The following is a 16,017-nucleotide window of genomic DNA, read 5'->3' as shown; positions in this document are numbered from 1 at the left end:
GCACTTTTCATTATCAATGAGTGAAAAAGTGCAAAACGAAATAAAGCGTTTCATTGAGATGAAACGCTTTTTTAAACCGAGGTGATTATATGTCAAACGGCAGTCTTATTCTCATTGGCATAGTGAGCGTGGTTGCGTTGCTCACTTTAATGATTCGCGGTAAAGTCCATCCTTTCTTGGCATTGGGCGCAGTCAGTATCGCCGTAGCGCTTAGTGCGGGCATTCCGATGGGGGAGGTTATTCCGACTCTGGTAAAAGGTATGGGCGGAACTCTTGGCGGCGTTGCATTGATTGTGGGGTTAGGGGCAATGCTCGGTAAAATTATCGAGAAATCGAACGGTGCAGACGTTCTGGCCGGTTGGTTGCTGGATAAATTCGGTTCCAAACGGGCGCCGTTTGCATTGGCGATGACAGGGTTTATTTTCGGTATTCCCGTTTTCGTCGATGTGGGCTTTATTGTTCTGATTCCGATTATTTTCAGTGTCGCCCGTCGTTTAGGCGGCAATATGCTGGTTTATGCGCTACCTATCGGTTTATCCATGCTGACCGTTCATGTTTTAATGCCGCCGCATCCCGGCGTTGTGGCGGGTGCTCAGGTTTTAAACGCGGATATCGGGTTAGTCCTCGGTTTAGGTTTTATCGCCGCTCTTCCTGCGGTTTTGCTTGGTCAGAATTTTATTCCGCTGTTTACAAAAAATAATTTTGTCAATATTCCCGCCTCAAGTGATTTGCTGGAATACCAAAAACTGCGTTCACAGAAAGAAAACGGCTTGCCGTCCTTCGGTACCGTGTTGACGATGATCGTATTCCCCTTGGTGCTGATCATGCTGGGAACGGTGACCGCCACTACATTACCGAAAGAAAGCGTTATCCGCTCTTTTTTCAGTATGGTGGGGGCATCGCCGTTCGCATTAATGCTTGCGGTTTGTTTATCTTCATACGTACTCGGCATTAAACGGGGATGGAGCAAGGAACAGTTAGAAGAAATTCTGAATTCCGCATTAGCTCCTATTGCGGGCATTATCCTGATTACCGGTGCAGGCGGTATGTTCGGCAAAGTGTTGGATGCAAGCGGCGTAGGTAAAGCGCTGGCCGATGTGTTATCCGGCACCGGTCTGCCCGTAATACTGTTAGCGTTTATTCTTGCCGCATTATTGCGTGCCGCTCAAGGTTCGGCAACCGTCGCCGTGATTACTACCGCAACGATTTTAGCGCCGATGATTACGGTTTCGGGTTATACGGACGTTCAAGCGGCGCTGGTTACTGCGGCGATTGGCGCGGGTTCAATGACGCTTTCACATGTAAATGACAGTTTATTCTGGGTATGGACGAAATTCTTCGGAATTTCCATTTCCCAAGGGCTGAAAACCTGGTCGATTCTCACCACCATTTACGGCACGATAGCGTTTTTAATCGTCAGTTTAATGTGGATGTTTGTTTAAGCCGACAAAGGCAAGCTATGTTGATAGCTTGTCTTTATTTTTTCTAAGGAGAAAACGATGTTAAAGAAATCGCTCGTCTTACTTTCTCTGTTCGGCACATTACCTGTCCATGCGGAAGATGTGCCGATGCAAGCTCAATTTGTTCAAACGACATTACTTGCGGAAATCACGGCACAGGGGCAAAAAATCAACGCTGTGGCTTTGGAATATGAAGACAATGTGCTTTCCGGTTCCGATTTACGCAAAACTTTTCAAATTTCCACCGCACTTGAGGGCAAAGAACCACAACCTAGAACGATATTACGTGCTTATGTAAACGACAAACCTGAAATTTCATCACAAGCCAAAACAGGAAAATTTGTGATTATAGAATTGGATGATCAAGATAAGAATGCCGATTTGTATAGTTTGAAAGTCGAAAATGATCAACCGATGAAATTCAGAGGTAAGGATAAAGACGGCAATATTGTAGATGTTGAGAAAAAGCAAATTAATCGTGTACCTCAATATTATGGTGAGAAATTGGTTTATCACATTGAGCAAACCGGTTATTTGAAACTCACCAACGGTAAAACGTTGGCAAAAGCTCAGTTAACACAATCCGCAGTTGCGGGAAAAGTGAAAACCCTCTGGCTTGATGAATTTACGGCCAAGTCGGTTTTCTTAACAGATAAAGCTAATTTCCTAAATTATCGTATTTTTACACCGCACTTTGAGCAAGGGAAAGCCTATCCGCTGACTATTTTCTTACACGGTTCAGGGCAAGTTGGCTCGGACAATCTCGCACATTTATTATCCGGCAAAGGGGCGATTTCCACGCTGCAATATGAACGGGGCATTGTGCTTGCGCCGCAATATCAAAGCGTTTTCGATCCTTTTGATGACAGTGCGAAAGGGCAGAACGGCGGTATTCACTGGCAAACGGATAATCGCCGTGATTTAGTTTTTAACATGATTGACGACACTTTAGCGCAATATCCGCAAATTGATAAAAATCGGATTTATCTTGTGGGATTATCACGCGGTGCGGAAGGTGCGCTAAAACTTTTGCTAAGTCGACCACACTTTTTTGCTGGTGCGTTGTTAATGAGTGGCCGCGAAGCCTTTACCCATGAATGGATTGATGGCAATGCGACTAAAGAGAACATTTCTCCAATTAAAGACATACCGATGTGGTTCTTCCATAGCAAAGAAGACAAAATCTCGCCGGTTACCGGTTCGCGTATTAATGTAGATTTATTAAAAACGCTGAATGCACCACATGTGAAATATACGGAATTCACCACCGAACAGGCGGGAGATAACGGCATTACTAATAGCAATGCGCATAATACTTGGGATGCAGTATTCAATAGTCCCGAAGTCATGCAATGGCTATTACAGCAAAAACGTCAATAAGGAGATTAATTATGTTTATATATTTATCACATAAATTAGATCCGAATGATTTAGCTTGGCCGGGTGAACCAATGGTCGAAGTAGTACGCTGTACGGATGTGAGTGAAGAAACGCCATTTAGTAGTTTTATCACTAAATTGCCTAATCATTGCGGTACACATATGGACGCACCTCGTCATTTTGTGAAAGAGGGGTTGAGCATTAACGAATTAGCGATGGAATATTTCTGCCACAAAGATATTGCCTTACTAGACATTCCAAAAGGTGAAGCGGAAGGTATTACTAGAGAAGATTTAGAATCTTACGCTGATATTTTGGCAAAGGTGTCTTTTGCCTTTTTGCGTACGGGTTTTGAAAAATACAGAACGGAAAATCCGCTCATTTACCAAAATGAAGGTCCGTATATTGCGGTAACTGCAGGACAATATTTATCTGATAATTTCCCAAATCTTAAAGGGGTGGGTATCGACTTTTTATCTATCGGTTCGCCATCTTCGCGTATTCCTGATACGGAAAATCCGAAAAATTGTCATCAGGCAATTTTGGGTTATCACACAGGGCGTTTCACGACAGTAATTGAAGATATGCATCTTGCTGAATTGCCGAAAGGAGCAAAAATTAAACAATTTATTAATGCGCCGTTACGTATTACCGGCTTAGATTCGAGTCAAGTGACGTGTATTGTGGAATTAGAATAAAGTGCGGTTAAATTCTGAGGAATTTTCATGATGAAAAGAAATAGCTTCCGGGCAATTGTTTTTCTCATTTTTAGTTTTGTCGGCGCTTATTTTGCCCATCAAATTGAGCGTGATTTTGGGCGGATTGATGTTTATACGGTGAGTTTTATCACAGAAGAAAATCACCCCATGGTGGCGAAACTTTATCGTCCCATTTCAGCGATAAAAGACACGCCAAAACCCGGGTTATTGGCGTTACATGGTTATCAGAGCGATAAAGAGGCGACGAATACTTTCGGAGCCTTGGAGTTGGCAAAACGCGGTTTTGTCGTGTTAGCGATTGATCATTTCGGTCATGGTTATTCTACCGCTTTGCCCGCTGCGAATAAAAATATGAGCGGAGCCAATAACGGTTATCAATATTTAAAATCTTTGCCTTTCGTGGATAAGGAACGTCTTGGTATTTTCGGGCATTCTACCGGTGCGTTAAATGCGATCGGAGTGGCGAAACTTAATCCGGATCATAAAGCCGTTAACGGTCAAAGCAGTAACGGCGGTGATCCGAGTTTACATAACTATTTGGTTACACAAGGCTTGTATGAAGAAATTGGCGGTTATCGTGAAAAATCTTTCCCTGTGAAAGAATTAGTGAAAAATGAAGCGCGTTTAAAAGCTTTTAATCTGCCGATAAACGGGCAACTGCAGTGGAATCATACTTACGGTGATTTTGCGGATGGTTCCGCACGTCGCGCGGCATTGGTGAACGGCACCCATTTAGGCGTGATGATAGCGGAGCAGACGAATAAAGAAGCGATTTTATGGTTCAATCAAACCCTGCAAAACGGTGTTCAAGATGCTGATTGGATTGATCCGGATCGACAAACTTATTGGTATAAAGAATTTGCAGGTTTATTTGCATTATTTAGTGCATTAGTTTCCGCATTATTTTTAGCAAATGGTTTATTACGCAATTCTTATTTTTGTGCAGTGACACAAACTCCGTCAAAATTAACCGCGCTTTCCCAAGGAAAATGGTGGGCATTTGCATTAGTGAATGTTGTTATGACGATGATTTTATATCCGTTATTTACACAATGGGGCGGAGCCAATGAGCCTATTGCTTCGATAATTCCATTTATGCCTTTAGAAATGGGGAATGGGATTATTTTGTGGCTTGTCGTGAGCGCAATGATAAACTATTTATTCTTCTTACTTTGGAAACGTAATACGAAAGTTTCTTTGCGAGAATTCGGTGTGTTGACTAATAATCAAGGTGTAACAACACCACAGATCGTTATTCGTCACTTTATTTTGGCAGTAATTTTAATTATCTATTTATATGGCATCACAAGTTTTGTACATACATTCTGGGGAGTAGAATTACGTTTTCTATGGCCGTTACTCAAACCGTTAACGGCAGAACGTTTTATGTTATTCCCTGTATATTGGCTATTGATTTTACTGTTCTTCTTTTCATTTAACGGTTTAATCGCGACAGTTCAAATGAGAATGAAACAAGCGGAAAGTTTTGCAATAACGCTGTTAAGCTGGACGGTAAAAACCAATTTCTTTGCCGTATCAGGTTTAATTTTGTTATGGTTATTTCATTTCGTACCGGATTTCATGCAAATTGGTCCGGGATTCGATATTGTTGGTTTGCCACAGTTCGGAGGACGTTGGATGATGATGTTAGCGGTGATTATTCCGCAATTTATCGTATTCATCTTCTTAAATCATTGGTGTTATCTGAAAACAGGTTATGTTTATTTAGGTGTCTTTCTTACGTCGATGCTTATGGCATGGATTATCGTCGGCGGACAAGTGATAGGACGTTTTTTAGGGTAGGAAATCAGTAAGATTTTTCGTTTTCTTAGTACTTAAGATTATATTTCAAAACTATAGGGACAATAAATACAATCTGCACCTTAAACTTAAGTGCAGATTGTATTTTGTTATCGGGTAGAGCGTATTTAACGCTTAGCCCGTAACACCCGGAGGGCGTAGATGCCGATGCCGGCGACGAATACGATTAAACCTAATACTTGACCGACAGTATCCCAGTCGTTCAAAGCTAGAGCCAATGGGGCGTCGGAACCGCCGGAGGTGACGGAGCCTGCGATAATGAAGGCAAGTAAGACGCCGATTAAGCTCTCGCCCACGATTAAACCGGCGGCAAACAATGTGCCGTAGCGATCCGCTTTTTTCTTTATCTCATGCACGTTTTTGCCGTGGCGTTCGGCGTGGTTTTCAATGTGGCGATTGATGAACCAAGCCAGCGCGGCGCCCACGATAATCGGCGCATTCACTACCGGCGGCAGATAAATGCCCATGCCTACGGCAAGTACCGGCAGTGCAAGGCGCCCGTCGCTGGATTTTTTCAGCAACGCGTCCACAATAATTAATGCAATGCCCAGTGCAATACCGGTGAAAATATACGACCATTCCAGATTATGGGAGAAAATACCGTTGGCGATAGTCATCATTAATGTGGCTTGCGGCGCAGACAACGCCTGTGTCGCATCCATGCCTTCGCGCGGCATGGCACCGCTGAAACCGTATGCATTGAACAGAATTTCGAGCACCGGTGCGATGACGAACGCTCCCACGATACAACCGATGATTAAGGCGACCTGTTGACGCCAAGGTGTTGCCTGTACTAACTGGCCGGTTTTCAAGTCCTGCAGGTTATCGTTGGAAATCGCGGCGGTCGTCATCACGATTGAACCGGTGAAAATAGTTAACGCGGTTAAGAAACGTTGTCCATCCTGGTGTGCGGTTAAACCGAGACTGTTACCGATCGCCATCAGTACGATAGCGGTGATGACTACGGAGATAATTCCGATACCGGAAATCGGGCTGGAAGACGACCCCACTAATCCCGCCATGTAACCGCAGGCGGCGGCGACGAAGAAACCGATGACGACGGCAAGGGCGGTACAGACCGCAATCAGCAGCAATGCCGCTTCCGCAGAAAGAGATACGGGGTGCACAAAGTTATACATGGCGAATACGATTAACGCAACGCTTACCAAGGTGATGAGGACCATCGCTTTAGGCGATAAGTCTTGTGAAGTGCGGTCGGATTTTTGCAGGTTTTTATCACCCAATGCACGGAAGGATTGGCTCATACCTTGCAACATCGGTTTTAGTAAAATCAGTAATGTCCAGATTGCGGCGATACCGATGGTTCCCACGCCGATAAAGCGGACTTTGGTTTTCCAGATATTCATGGCATAACCGATCATTTCCGCATCCGCCGGCATAGGATCAGCCGCCGTGAAATAGGGTACGGCGACACCCCAAGCGAAGAAAATACCCAGTAAAATTGCGATACCGCCTATCATGCCCACCAAATAACCGGCACCGAGCAAGGCGAAAGAAAACCCCATCGGTACCTGGAAAACGGCATTGCCGCCTTTGAACCATAAGCTGGCGCCATCGGCGATCACGCGCAAACCGTTGGTACAGAATCCCACGATTGCCGCCAATAGCCCGCCGGCGGCGATTTCCTTGATACCGCTTTCGCTTTCACCGTTATGGCTGTCGTCGTTACCGGCTTTCAGAATCTCTGCGGCGGCGACACCTTCGGGATAAGGCAGGTCGCTTTTTACCACCATGACATGTCGTAACGGCACGGTAAAAATCACGCCTAAAATCCCGCCCGCCATACAAACCAATAGAGTTTGCCAAAACGGAAATCCCTGCCAGTATCCCATCATCAGCATTGCAGGCAATACGAAAATGACGGAAGATTGAGTTCCGGCCGAGGACGCTTGCGTTTGCACCATGTTGTTTTCAAGAATATTCGAACCCTTGAAAAATTTTAATACCGCCATAGAAATTACCGCGGCGGGGATGGATGAAGCAAACGTCAAGCCGACTTTCAGCCCTAAATAAACGTTGGATGCGGTGAAAACCACCGTAATCAGCGCACCCAACAACATACCTCGGAAGGTGAGTTCTTTTAATGTTGGTTGGTTCATAAATATATTTCCTTGATTGAAAGGTTTCCGAGTATAGACGAACTTCGAAAAATTGGCACGAAGATCCTATAAAAATGTGGTGAAATATTATTTTTCTTATATAAAAAAGCCTGAAATGTATCAGGCTTTTAAATATTATCTAAAAATCAGTTAATTCATTGGGCCGTTTTGCGCAGCTTCGCATAATAGAATCCGTCGCCGCCGTTTTCCGTCGGCAGAAACTGATGCCCGATTTCCTGTGGCGGCGAGAAGGGTAATGGCATTAATTGCGCATCGGTATGTTCCGCTAAGAAACGGGCGATTTGTCGGCCGTTTTCTTCGGGCAGCACGGAACAGGTCGCATATAGTAATACGCCGTTCGGTTTAAGGGTCGCCCAAAGCGCGGTCAGAATTTGATACTGAATGTCCACTAACGGAGCAATATCCTGTTCCTGACGCAACCATTTTATATCGGGATGACGGCGAATCACGCCGCTGGCGGAACAAGGCGCGTCCAGTAAAATACGGTCGAATTGTACCGCACTTTTACGTCCGCTAATCTGTTGAGCCGCCTGCTCTAACCAGGTTTCGGGCCGTGCGGCGTCACCGCAAATGACGATTGCCTGCTGGTTTAAGCGGGCGAGGTTTTCCGTAATCCGTTTGAGGCGGTTTTCTTCCACATCCACCGCCACCACTTTGGCTTGCGGCGCCTGTTCCAGAATGTGTGTCGTTTTGCCGCCCGGCGCTGCACAGGCGTCCAGAATCAGTTCGCCGTTTTGCGGTTCCAGTAAAATGCCGGACCACTGAGCGTGCACATCCTGTACCGTTACCCAACCTTCGGCAAAGCGAGGCAAGCGTTGCACCGGCATCGGCGATTCCAGTCGCAGGGCATGGGGATTTTCATCGGTACAAGCCGTCATGTCGTTTTCCGCCAGCAACTGTCGGTAATTTTCCGTAGAACCGTGAATTCGGTTCACCCGTAACCACATCGGCGGTTTCCGATTGTTGGCGTCGATAATATCGCGCCAGTTCGGATAGATTTTTTTCAGTTTGTTCACCAACCATTCGGGATGGTTGGTCTGCCAATGTTTGTCTACCGTAGCAAGCACGCTTTCCTGTTCCCGCAGAAAGCGGCGCAACACGCCGTTAAGCAATCCGCGGAAATTGTCCGATTTGAGTTCTTTCGCCGCATTCACCGTTTCGTTTATCGCCGCGTGTTGCGGAATGCGGGTGTATAGTATTTGATACAGCCCCACCAACAGTAAACAATGCACGATACGGGTTTTGCCTTTCAGCGGTTTGTCCATCAGCAGACGGATTATCCATTCCAACCGCGGCAGTACACGGCATATGCCGAAGCAGATTTCCTGCAGCAACGGCAGATCCTGCGGCTTGAGTTTTAGTTGCGTTTCGGGAATTAACGCGGATAAGGATTTTCCCTGATCCAGCACTTGCAGAATAATTTGCGCCGCCGCCGCCCGCACGCTGAGATTTTTTCCGGTTAAGCCTTTGGGGGCGTTATTTTTGCCGGAAAGTGCGGTGGTTTTTCGGGATGTTTTTGTCATATGGGTTTACTCAATATTACTTGATGATGTTACGGACACAGGGTGAGAGTGCAAACTGTGCAGTAGAATTAACTCAACACATTTCCCGCTTGAAACCAATCCGCCCGCCCGTTCAGAAAATCCTGCACCGACATCGGTTTTTTACCGGAAGGTTGCAAACGGGTGATATTCAATACGCCGTCGGCAGTGGCGATTTGCACGCCTTTTTTATCGCAAGCCAATACCGTACCCGCCGCTTTTTCCTGATGCGGTAATACATCCGCCTGATAAATTTTAATGCGCTCTTCGTTACCGTTGAGGTTTAAAGTTAAAAATGCCGTCGGTGCGGGATTAAAGGCGCGAATATTGCGTTCAAGCTGGGCGGCGGGCAAGGTCCAATCCAGCTTTGCTTCTTCTTTGGTCAGTTTGTCGGCGTAACAGCTTTGACTGTCGTCCTGTACCTGCGGTTGAAAACTGCCGTCTTCCAGGTGATCCAATACTTCAATCAATGCCGACGGTGCGAGTTGCGCCAATTTTTGATAGAGCGTGGCGGAGGTTTCCTGCGGGGTAATTTCACAATAAACTTTGTGCAACATATCACCGGTATCCAAGCCTTCGTTCATTTGCATGACAGTGACCCCGGTTTGCTTATCGCCCGCCCAAATCGCCCGTTGAATAGGCGCCGCACCGCGCCAACGGGGCAGAATCGAACCGTGCACGTTCAGGCAGCCCAAACGCGGTGCTTCAAGTACCGCTTTCGGCAGAATTAAGCCGTAAGCCACGACCACCATGACGTCCGCATTTAATGCCGCCAGTTCCGATTGCGCTTCTTCATTGCGCAGAGATTTTGGTTGATAGACGGGAAGGTTATGCTGTTGCGCCAGCTGTTTAACCGGACTGGCTTGCAGTTTTTTTCCGCGCCCCGCCGGTTTATCGGGCTGGGTATAAACCGCAATGACATTGTGGTTGGAAGCAAGCAGCGCTTGCAGATGCTGTGCGGCAAAATCAGGCGTGCCGGCGAAGATAATGTTTAGGTTTTTCATAATTAACGTTTTTTTCTCTTACTTTCTTTGCTTCGCCAAAGAAAGTAAGCAAAGAAAGGCGCCCCCGTTTTGCCTTATTTCCTGAAAATGGTGAAATTTGCTTTACGAAAATCTTGTAAACTCGCTACGCTCAAACAAACAAGATTTTCTACAAATTTAACCATTTTCAGACGGCAAAAAGGGGAATGGATCAGGTTGAATATCGGTTATTTTAGAACAAATTAAAAAATATTAAAAATTTGACCGACTTTTTATGATAATGCGCTAGAGGGGCCCCGTCTGAGGCGCCTGAGCGACTTGAAATTTTCAGGAAAATAAGTTTGTTTGAGCGTAGCGAGTTTACTTATTTTCCGTGAAGAAAATTTCAACCGAGCGAAGAACAGCACCGAAGTCGGGGTGCACTTTCTTTTGCATACTTTTCTTTGTGCAAGCAAAGAAAAGTATGGAGGCTTTGGCGAAGTAAAGAAAGTAAGAGGAATTAAGCTCTTTGTTTCGCCAGTTGTCGTTGATATTTCACTAGTTTTTCTTTCATTCGATTGCGCTTTAACGGCGATAAATAATCGGCGAAAACGATACCGTTTAAGTGATCCATTTCATGCTGGATGCAGATTGCCAGTAAACCGTCGGCATGCAAAGTAAATTCTTCGCCGTAGCGGTTAAGGGCTTTGACGGTGATTTTTTCTTTGCGCGGGACGAAACCGCGAAAGCCGGGTAATGACAGGCAGCCTTCTTCGATACCGGTTTCGCCTTCGCTGTCGAGTAATTCGGGATTAATCAATACCAGTTGTTCGTTTTTTTCACCGCTGATGTCGATGGTGATCACGCGTTTGTGTACGTCGACCTGCGTAGCGGCTAATCCGATGCCTTCTTCCTGATACATGGTGTCAAACATGTCGTCGATAAACGTCTGTAGTTCGTCGTTGAATTCGGTGACGGGGGCGGCGACGGTTTTCAGGCGTTCGTCAGGATAAATCAGTACGTTTAATAATGCCATAAAGTCTCTTTCCATAAATGTTAAAAAATCGGGCATATTCTACACGAAATTCCGTTAAGCCGCTCCTATTTCTTTGATTAGCCTTCGGCTGTGTTTTGGCGAAAATGTATGTAAAAACAGTTGCTTTTTTGACCGCACTTAGCATAAAAAGTGCGGTCGTTTTTATGAAGATTTATTACGCAAACGGTTTTATTTCCTGAAGATAAAAACGCGGAATATTACTTTTAATATATGGTAAGCGAATTGGATTTTGTATTCGGTAAATAGTATTTTAATGTTTGTTTAATTTAAATTTTTCTTTACTTTTTGTAAGGTTTTGTTAGTTTTTATTGTTATTGTTATTGTTATTGTTATTGTTATTGTTATTAGGTTTATTGTAAGTTTTTGTAAATAGCGGGGTTCGGAGACTGAAATAAGTTGCTATCCCAGTTAAATACTGCTATTTATTAACAATAACTCGGATGTCAGACCAATGATGAAATCATTTTTTTATTAAATTATACCGTATTCCTATGAGATGTTTGTTTATCGTCAATGTTTAATTATGATTATCATAAATTACTTATTTATCGGTGAATTTTTTAGTGGTCGGATCTGATAAGGATTTTCTGAACTATATTAATGTGTATTAAGTCCTATATTCGTATTTATTTTTATTAAATCCTAGTTGTTTTATTTTATTGATTTTCCGAACCGTAATTAGGGTGAAATTGAAAATATTGTGATGTTTTCTTTACGGTTTGATTTTTATTTTTCTGATCGATTAATTTATTTAAATCGTTACTTTTAAATTTTGAAAATATAGGGGTATATTTTTATGAATCTAGACAGCTACAAAGTTGGCGTTGTCGGTCTTGGTTACGTGGGTTTGCCGTTAGCGGTAGAGTTCGGTAAACAGCGGGAGACCATTGGCTTTGATATTAGCCCGAATAGGGTAAAAGAACTGGCAGAGGGTAAAGACCGGACTTTAGAAGTCTCATCGGAAGCCCTCAAGTCAGCTACTCATCTTTCTTACACCTCTGATCTGGAACGGCTTAAGCGATGCAATTTTTTTATCGTTACGGTTCCGACTCCCATTGATGATGTCAACCGCCCGGATTTAACACCGCTGCAGAAAGCCAGCGAATCCATCGGTAAAGTGCTGAAAAAAGGCGATATCGTAGTGTATGAATCCACGGTATATCCCGGGGCTACGGAAGAAGTCTGTGTCCCTATTTTGGAGCGGGTTTCCGGTTTGAAATTCAACCAGGATTTCTTTGCGGGTTATAGTCCGGAGCGGATTAATCCGGGCGATAAAGTCAATACGCTTACTAAAATTAAAAAAATTACCAGCGGCAGTACGCCCGAAGTGGCGGATATTGTCGATCAAATGTACGGCAGTATCATTACTGCGGGCACCCATAAAGCCGCCAGTATTAAAGTGGCGGAAGCGGCAAAAGTGATCGAAAACACTCAACGGGATTTGAATATTGCCTTAGTAAACGAATTATCCATCATTTTCGAACGGGTCGGTATCGATACGGTGGATGTGTTGGAAGCGGCAGGCAGTAAATGGAACTTTTTACCGTTCCGCCCGGGTTTGGTGGGCGGACACTGTATCGGTGTCGATCCGTATTATTTAACTCACAAAGCGGAAGAGGTGGGGTATAACCCGCAGGTGATTCTTGCCGGTCGTCGCATTAATGACAATATGGCGCATTATGTGGCGCAAACCACCGTCAAATTAATGCTGAATCATAATATTGACGTCGCCAAAGCCAAAGTAGGTATTTTAGGGGTGACGTTCAAGGAAAACTGTCCGGATATCCGTAACAGTAAAGTGGTTGATGTGATTCACGAGTTACGTAATTGGGGCGCAGATGTGGTGGTCGCCGATCCTTGGGCCGATCCCGCCGAAGTAAAACACGAATACGGTTTGGATTTATCCGTGATTGATGAAAATCACCCGGTGGATGCGCTGATTGTGGCGGTAGGTCATAAAGAGTTCCGGGAATTAAATCCGGAAATTCTGCGTACTTATATGAATTCGTCTAATCCGGTATTGGTGGATGTGAAGAGTTTATTTGATCGAGATGCCTTATCACAGCAAGGTATCAGTGTGTTCCGTTTATAAACGAATAGAGACTAAATTATGAAAAGATTTGCACTTATCGGTGCGGGCGGTTATATCGCGCCACGTCATTTGAGAGCGATTAAAGATACGGGCAATACCTTGGTTGTTGCCATGGATGTGAACGATTCCGTCGGAATTATGGACAGTCATTTTCCGGACGCCGAGTTTTTCACCGAATTCGAACAGTTTGAGGCTTTTGTCGAAGATCAAAAATTAAAGGGTGAAAAACTGGATTATGTGGCGATTTGTTCACCGAACTATCTGCATGCGCCGCATATGAAATTCGCCTTAAAAAACGGGATTAACGTGATTTGCGAAAAACCGTTGGTACTCAATTCCACGGATTTGGATATATTATCCGAATATGAACAAAAATACGGTGCAAAAGTGAATTCGATTCTGCAGCTACGCCTGCATCCGTCGATTATCGCCCTGCGTGAAAAAGTCGAATCCGCGCCGGCCGATAAAGTGTTTGACGTCGATTTAACCTATCTGACTTCACGCGGTAAATGGTATATGAAATCCTGGAAAGCGGAGGATCAAAAATCCGGCGGCGTCGCCACCAATATCGGTGTGCATTTTTACGACATGCTGCATTTTATTTTCGGTGATGTGGTGAAAAACGAAGTGCATTACCGCGATGAGAAAACCGTTTCCGGCTATTTGGAATACAAACGTGCGCGGGTTCGTTGGTTCTTATCGATCGACGCCAATAATTTGCCGGCAAACGCCGTGCAAGGTGAAAAACTGACTTATCGTAGTATTACGATTGAAAACGAAGAACTGGAGTTCTCCGGCGGTTTTACCGATTTGCACACCCAAAGTTATCAACGTATTTTGGAAGGCAAGGGTTACGGCCTGGAGGAAAACCGCACGGCGATCGAGACGGTGGAACATATCCGCCATGCCGATGTAGTGGCGAATCCGGCAAATCCGCATCCGTTTTTAACGAAATTATTACAAAAATAAATCTCAATTGAGTGTACTGGCGGGCAGTTCAATTGCAATTCAATTCTGGGCTATATAAAAGTGCGGTCACAAAAAACGACGTTTTTATTTTGTTTTTTGACCATAATTTATACATAGCCCATTTGAGAATTGCATTTACGCTTTAAAGGTTTTGTATAAAACGCGAAGCGGGATCCATTCAATTATTCAACAGCGGGAAACCAACATAATGAACTATTATCAACATTCGTCGGCAATCGTCGACGAGGGCGCCGAAATCGGCGACGGCTCAAGAGTCTGGCATTTTGCTCACGTATGCGGCGGCGCCAGAATCGGCAAAGAAGTGTCCTTAGGGCAGAACGTATTTGTGGGCAATAAAGTGCGTATCGGCGACCGTTGCAAAATTCAGAATAATGTTTCCGTATATGACAATGTGTACTTGGAAGAAGGCGTTTTTTGCGGTCCGAGCATGGTTTTCACCAATGTTTACAACCCGCGTTCCTTGATCGAACGGAAAAGCGAATATAAAGATACTCTGGTAAAAAAAGGCGCGACGTTAGGTGCCAATTCCACCATTGTCTGCGGGGTAACCGTCGGCGCTTACGCCTTTATCGGCGCGGGCGCGGTTATTAACCGCGATGTGCCGGATTATGCCCTGATGGTCGGCGTGCCCGCCAAACAGATCGGTTGGATGAGCGAATACGGCGAACAGCTGGATTTACCGTTGTCGGGTCAGGCTGAAACCCGATGCCCGCATACGGGAGAGGTTTATCGCTTGGACGGTAATACGGTGAAGAAATTATAGGCAGGTAACAAAGATGGAATTCATTGATTTAAAGGCGCAACAGCAACGCATTAAAGCGCAGATTGACGCGGGGATTCAAAACGTATTGACGCACGGTAAATATATTTTAGGACCGGAAGTGGCGGAATTGGAAGAAAAACTGGCGGCTTACGTCGGCGCAAAATATTGCATTACCTGCGCTAACGGTACGGACGCGTTGCAAATCGCACAAATGGCGTTAGGTATCGGTGCGGGCGATGAGGTCATTACCCCGGGATTTACCTATATCGCTACGGCGGAAACCGTTGCCTTGTTAGGCGCAAAGCCCGTTTATGTGGACGTAGATCCGAAAACTTACAATATTGACCCGGCGAAACTGGAAGCCGCCATTACAGCACGCACTAAAGCCATTATTCCCGTCAGTCTGTACGGGCAATGTGCGGATTTTGATGCGGTAAATGCTGTCGCGCAGAAATACAACTTACCGGTGATTGAGGACGCGGCGCAAAGTTTCGGTGCGAGCTATAAAAACCGTAAAAGTTGTAATTTAACCACTATTGCCTGTACCAGTTTCTTCCCAAGCAAACCTTTAGGTTGTTATGGTGACGGCGGTGCGATTTTTACCAATGACGATGAGTTGGCGAAAGTGATTAGACAAGTGGCGAGACACGGTCAGGATCGTCGTTATCATCATATCCGTGTAGGGGTGAACAGCCGTTTAGACACCTTACAGGCAGCGATTTTATTACCGAAATTGGCAATTTTGGATGATGAAATTGCCGCCCGTCAGCGCGTAGCGGAAAATTATACCCGGTTGTTTAATCAAGCGGGCATTCACACCACGCCGTTTATCGAGGCGCATAACCAAAGCGCTTGGGCGCAATACACCATTCAAGTGGACAACCGCACCGATGTGCAGGAAAAATTAAAAACATCAGGAATTCCGACCGCGGTTCATTATCCGATTCCGTTAAATAAACAGCCGGCCGTGGCGGATAGCGGTGTTCGTTTACCGGTGGGCGATTCGATTGCCGAACGCGTGATGAGTTTGCCTATGCATCCGTATCTCACGCCGGAAGAACAGCAAAAAATCGTACAAAGTTTAGGATAGG

At 45.0% G+C, this 16,017-nt stretch carries 12 protein-coding genes; 8 read left to right on the top strand and 4 right to left on the bottom strand.

Going from position 1 to position 16,017, the window contains the following annotated elements; genetic code table 11:
• Nucleotides 1-89 precede the first annotated feature (89 nt).
• From ASUC_RS00650 to ASUC_RS00635, 4 genes are read left to right on the top strand one after another with little or no spacing between them, the layout of a single operon-like run.
• Complete coding sequence (locus tag ASUC_RS00650) at nucleotides 90-1,442, top strand: GntT/GntP/DsdX family permease (protein WP_011978775.1); 1,353 nt, start codon at nucleotides 90-92, stop codon at nucleotides 1,440-1,442.
• 57 nt (nucleotides 1,443-1,499) lie between these two features.
• Complete coding sequence (locus tag ASUC_RS00645; RefSeq protein ID WP_011978774.1) at nucleotides 1,500-2,840, top strand: alpha/beta hydrolase-fold protein; 1,341 nt, start codon at nucleotides 1,500-1,502, stop codon at nucleotides 2,838-2,840.
• A gap of 11 nt (nucleotides 2,841-2,851) precedes the next feature.
• Nucleotides 2,852-3,538: a cyclase family protein gene (locus ASUC_RS00640; RefSeq protein WP_011978773.1), complete on the top strand. Its 687-nt coding sequence runs from the start codon at nucleotides 2,852-2,854 to the stop codon at nucleotides 3,536-3,538.
• Nucleotides 3,539-3,565: 27 nt separating this feature from the next.
• Complete coding sequence (locus ASUC_RS00635; RefSeq protein WP_011978772.1) at nucleotides 3,566-5,362, top strand: alpha/beta hydrolase; 1,797 nt, start codon at nucleotides 3,566-3,568, stop codon at nucleotides 5,360-5,362.
• A 125-nt stretch (nucleotides 5,363-5,487) separates the two neighbouring features.
• On the opposite strand, the gene ASUC_RS00630 is transcribed toward ASUC_RS00635, so the two are convergent.
• From ASUC_RS00630 to def, 4 genes are all read right to left on the bottom strand, one after another.
• Complete coding sequence (locus tag ASUC_RS00630; protein ID WP_011978771.1) at nucleotides 5,488-7,500, bottom strand: OPT family oligopeptide transporter; 2,013 nt, start codon at nucleotides 7,498-7,500, stop codon at nucleotides 5,488-5,490.
• A 155-nt stretch (nucleotides 7,501-7,655) separates the two neighbouring features.
• Nucleotides 7,656-9,044 (bottom strand): 16S rRNA (cytosine(967)-C(5))-methyltransferase RsmB, encoded by a 1,389-nt coding sequence (gene rsmB, locus ASUC_RS00625; RefSeq protein WP_011978770.1) that lies wholly within the window; start codon nucleotides 9,042-9,044, stop codon nucleotides 7,656-7,658.
• 68 nt (nucleotides 9,045-9,112) lie between these two features.
• Nucleotides 9,113-10,066, bottom strand: coding sequence for a methionyl-tRNA formyltransferase (gene fmt / locus ASUC_RS00620; RefSeq protein ID WP_011978769.1), 954 nt, complete (start codon nucleotides 10,064-10,066; stop codon nucleotides 9,113-9,115).
• A gap of 478 nt (nucleotides 10,067-10,544) precedes the next feature.
• Nucleotides 10,545-11,060, bottom strand: coding sequence for a peptide deformylase (def, locus tag ASUC_RS00615; protein WP_041834582.1), 516 nt, complete (start codon nucleotides 11,058-11,060; stop codon nucleotides 10,545-10,547).
• A gap of 817 nt (nucleotides 11,061-11,877) precedes the next feature.
• Between def and ASUC_RS00610 the strand changes: the two genes are divergently transcribed.
• From ASUC_RS00610 to ASUC_RS00595, 4 genes are all read left to right on the top strand, one after another.
• The gene (locus ASUC_RS00610; RefSeq protein WP_011978767.1) at nucleotides 11,878-13,173 is read left to right on the top strand and encodes a nucleotide sugar dehydrogenase; all 1,296 of its coding nucleotides are present in this window, start codon (nucleotides 11,878-11,880) and stop codon (nucleotides 13,171-13,173) included.
• An 18-nt stretch (nucleotides 13,174-13,191) separates the two neighbouring features.
• On the top strand, nucleotides 13,192-14,142 hold the full coding sequence (locus ASUC_RS00605; RefSeq protein WP_011978766.1) for a Gfo/Idh/MocA family oxidoreductase: 951 nt from the start codon (nucleotides 13,192-13,194) through the stop codon (nucleotides 14,140-14,142).
• Between the two features lie 208 nt (nucleotides 14,143-14,350).
• Nucleotides 14,351-14,926, top strand: a complete 576-nt coding sequence (locus ASUC_RS00600; protein ID WP_011978765.1) for an acyltransferase — start codon at nucleotides 14,351-14,353, stop codon at nucleotides 14,924-14,926.
• A 13-nt stretch (nucleotides 14,927-14,939) separates the two neighbouring features.
• Nucleotides 14,940-16,016, top strand: coding sequence for a DegT/DnrJ/EryC1/StrS family aminotransferase (locus ASUC_RS00595; protein ID WP_011978764.1), 1,077 nt, complete (start codon nucleotides 14,940-14,942; stop codon nucleotides 16,014-16,016).
• The last annotated feature ends 1 nt before the right edge of the window (nucleotide 16,017 follow it).

This window comes from Actinobacillus succinogenes 130Z (genome assembly GCF_000017245.1).
Lineage (GTDB): Bacteria > Pseudomonadota > Gammaproteobacteria > Enterobacterales > Pasteurellaceae > Exercitatus > Exercitatus succinogenes.
Note: the sequence above shows the minus strand (reverse complement) of the source record. Positions and strands in the feature narration are given on the sequence as shown.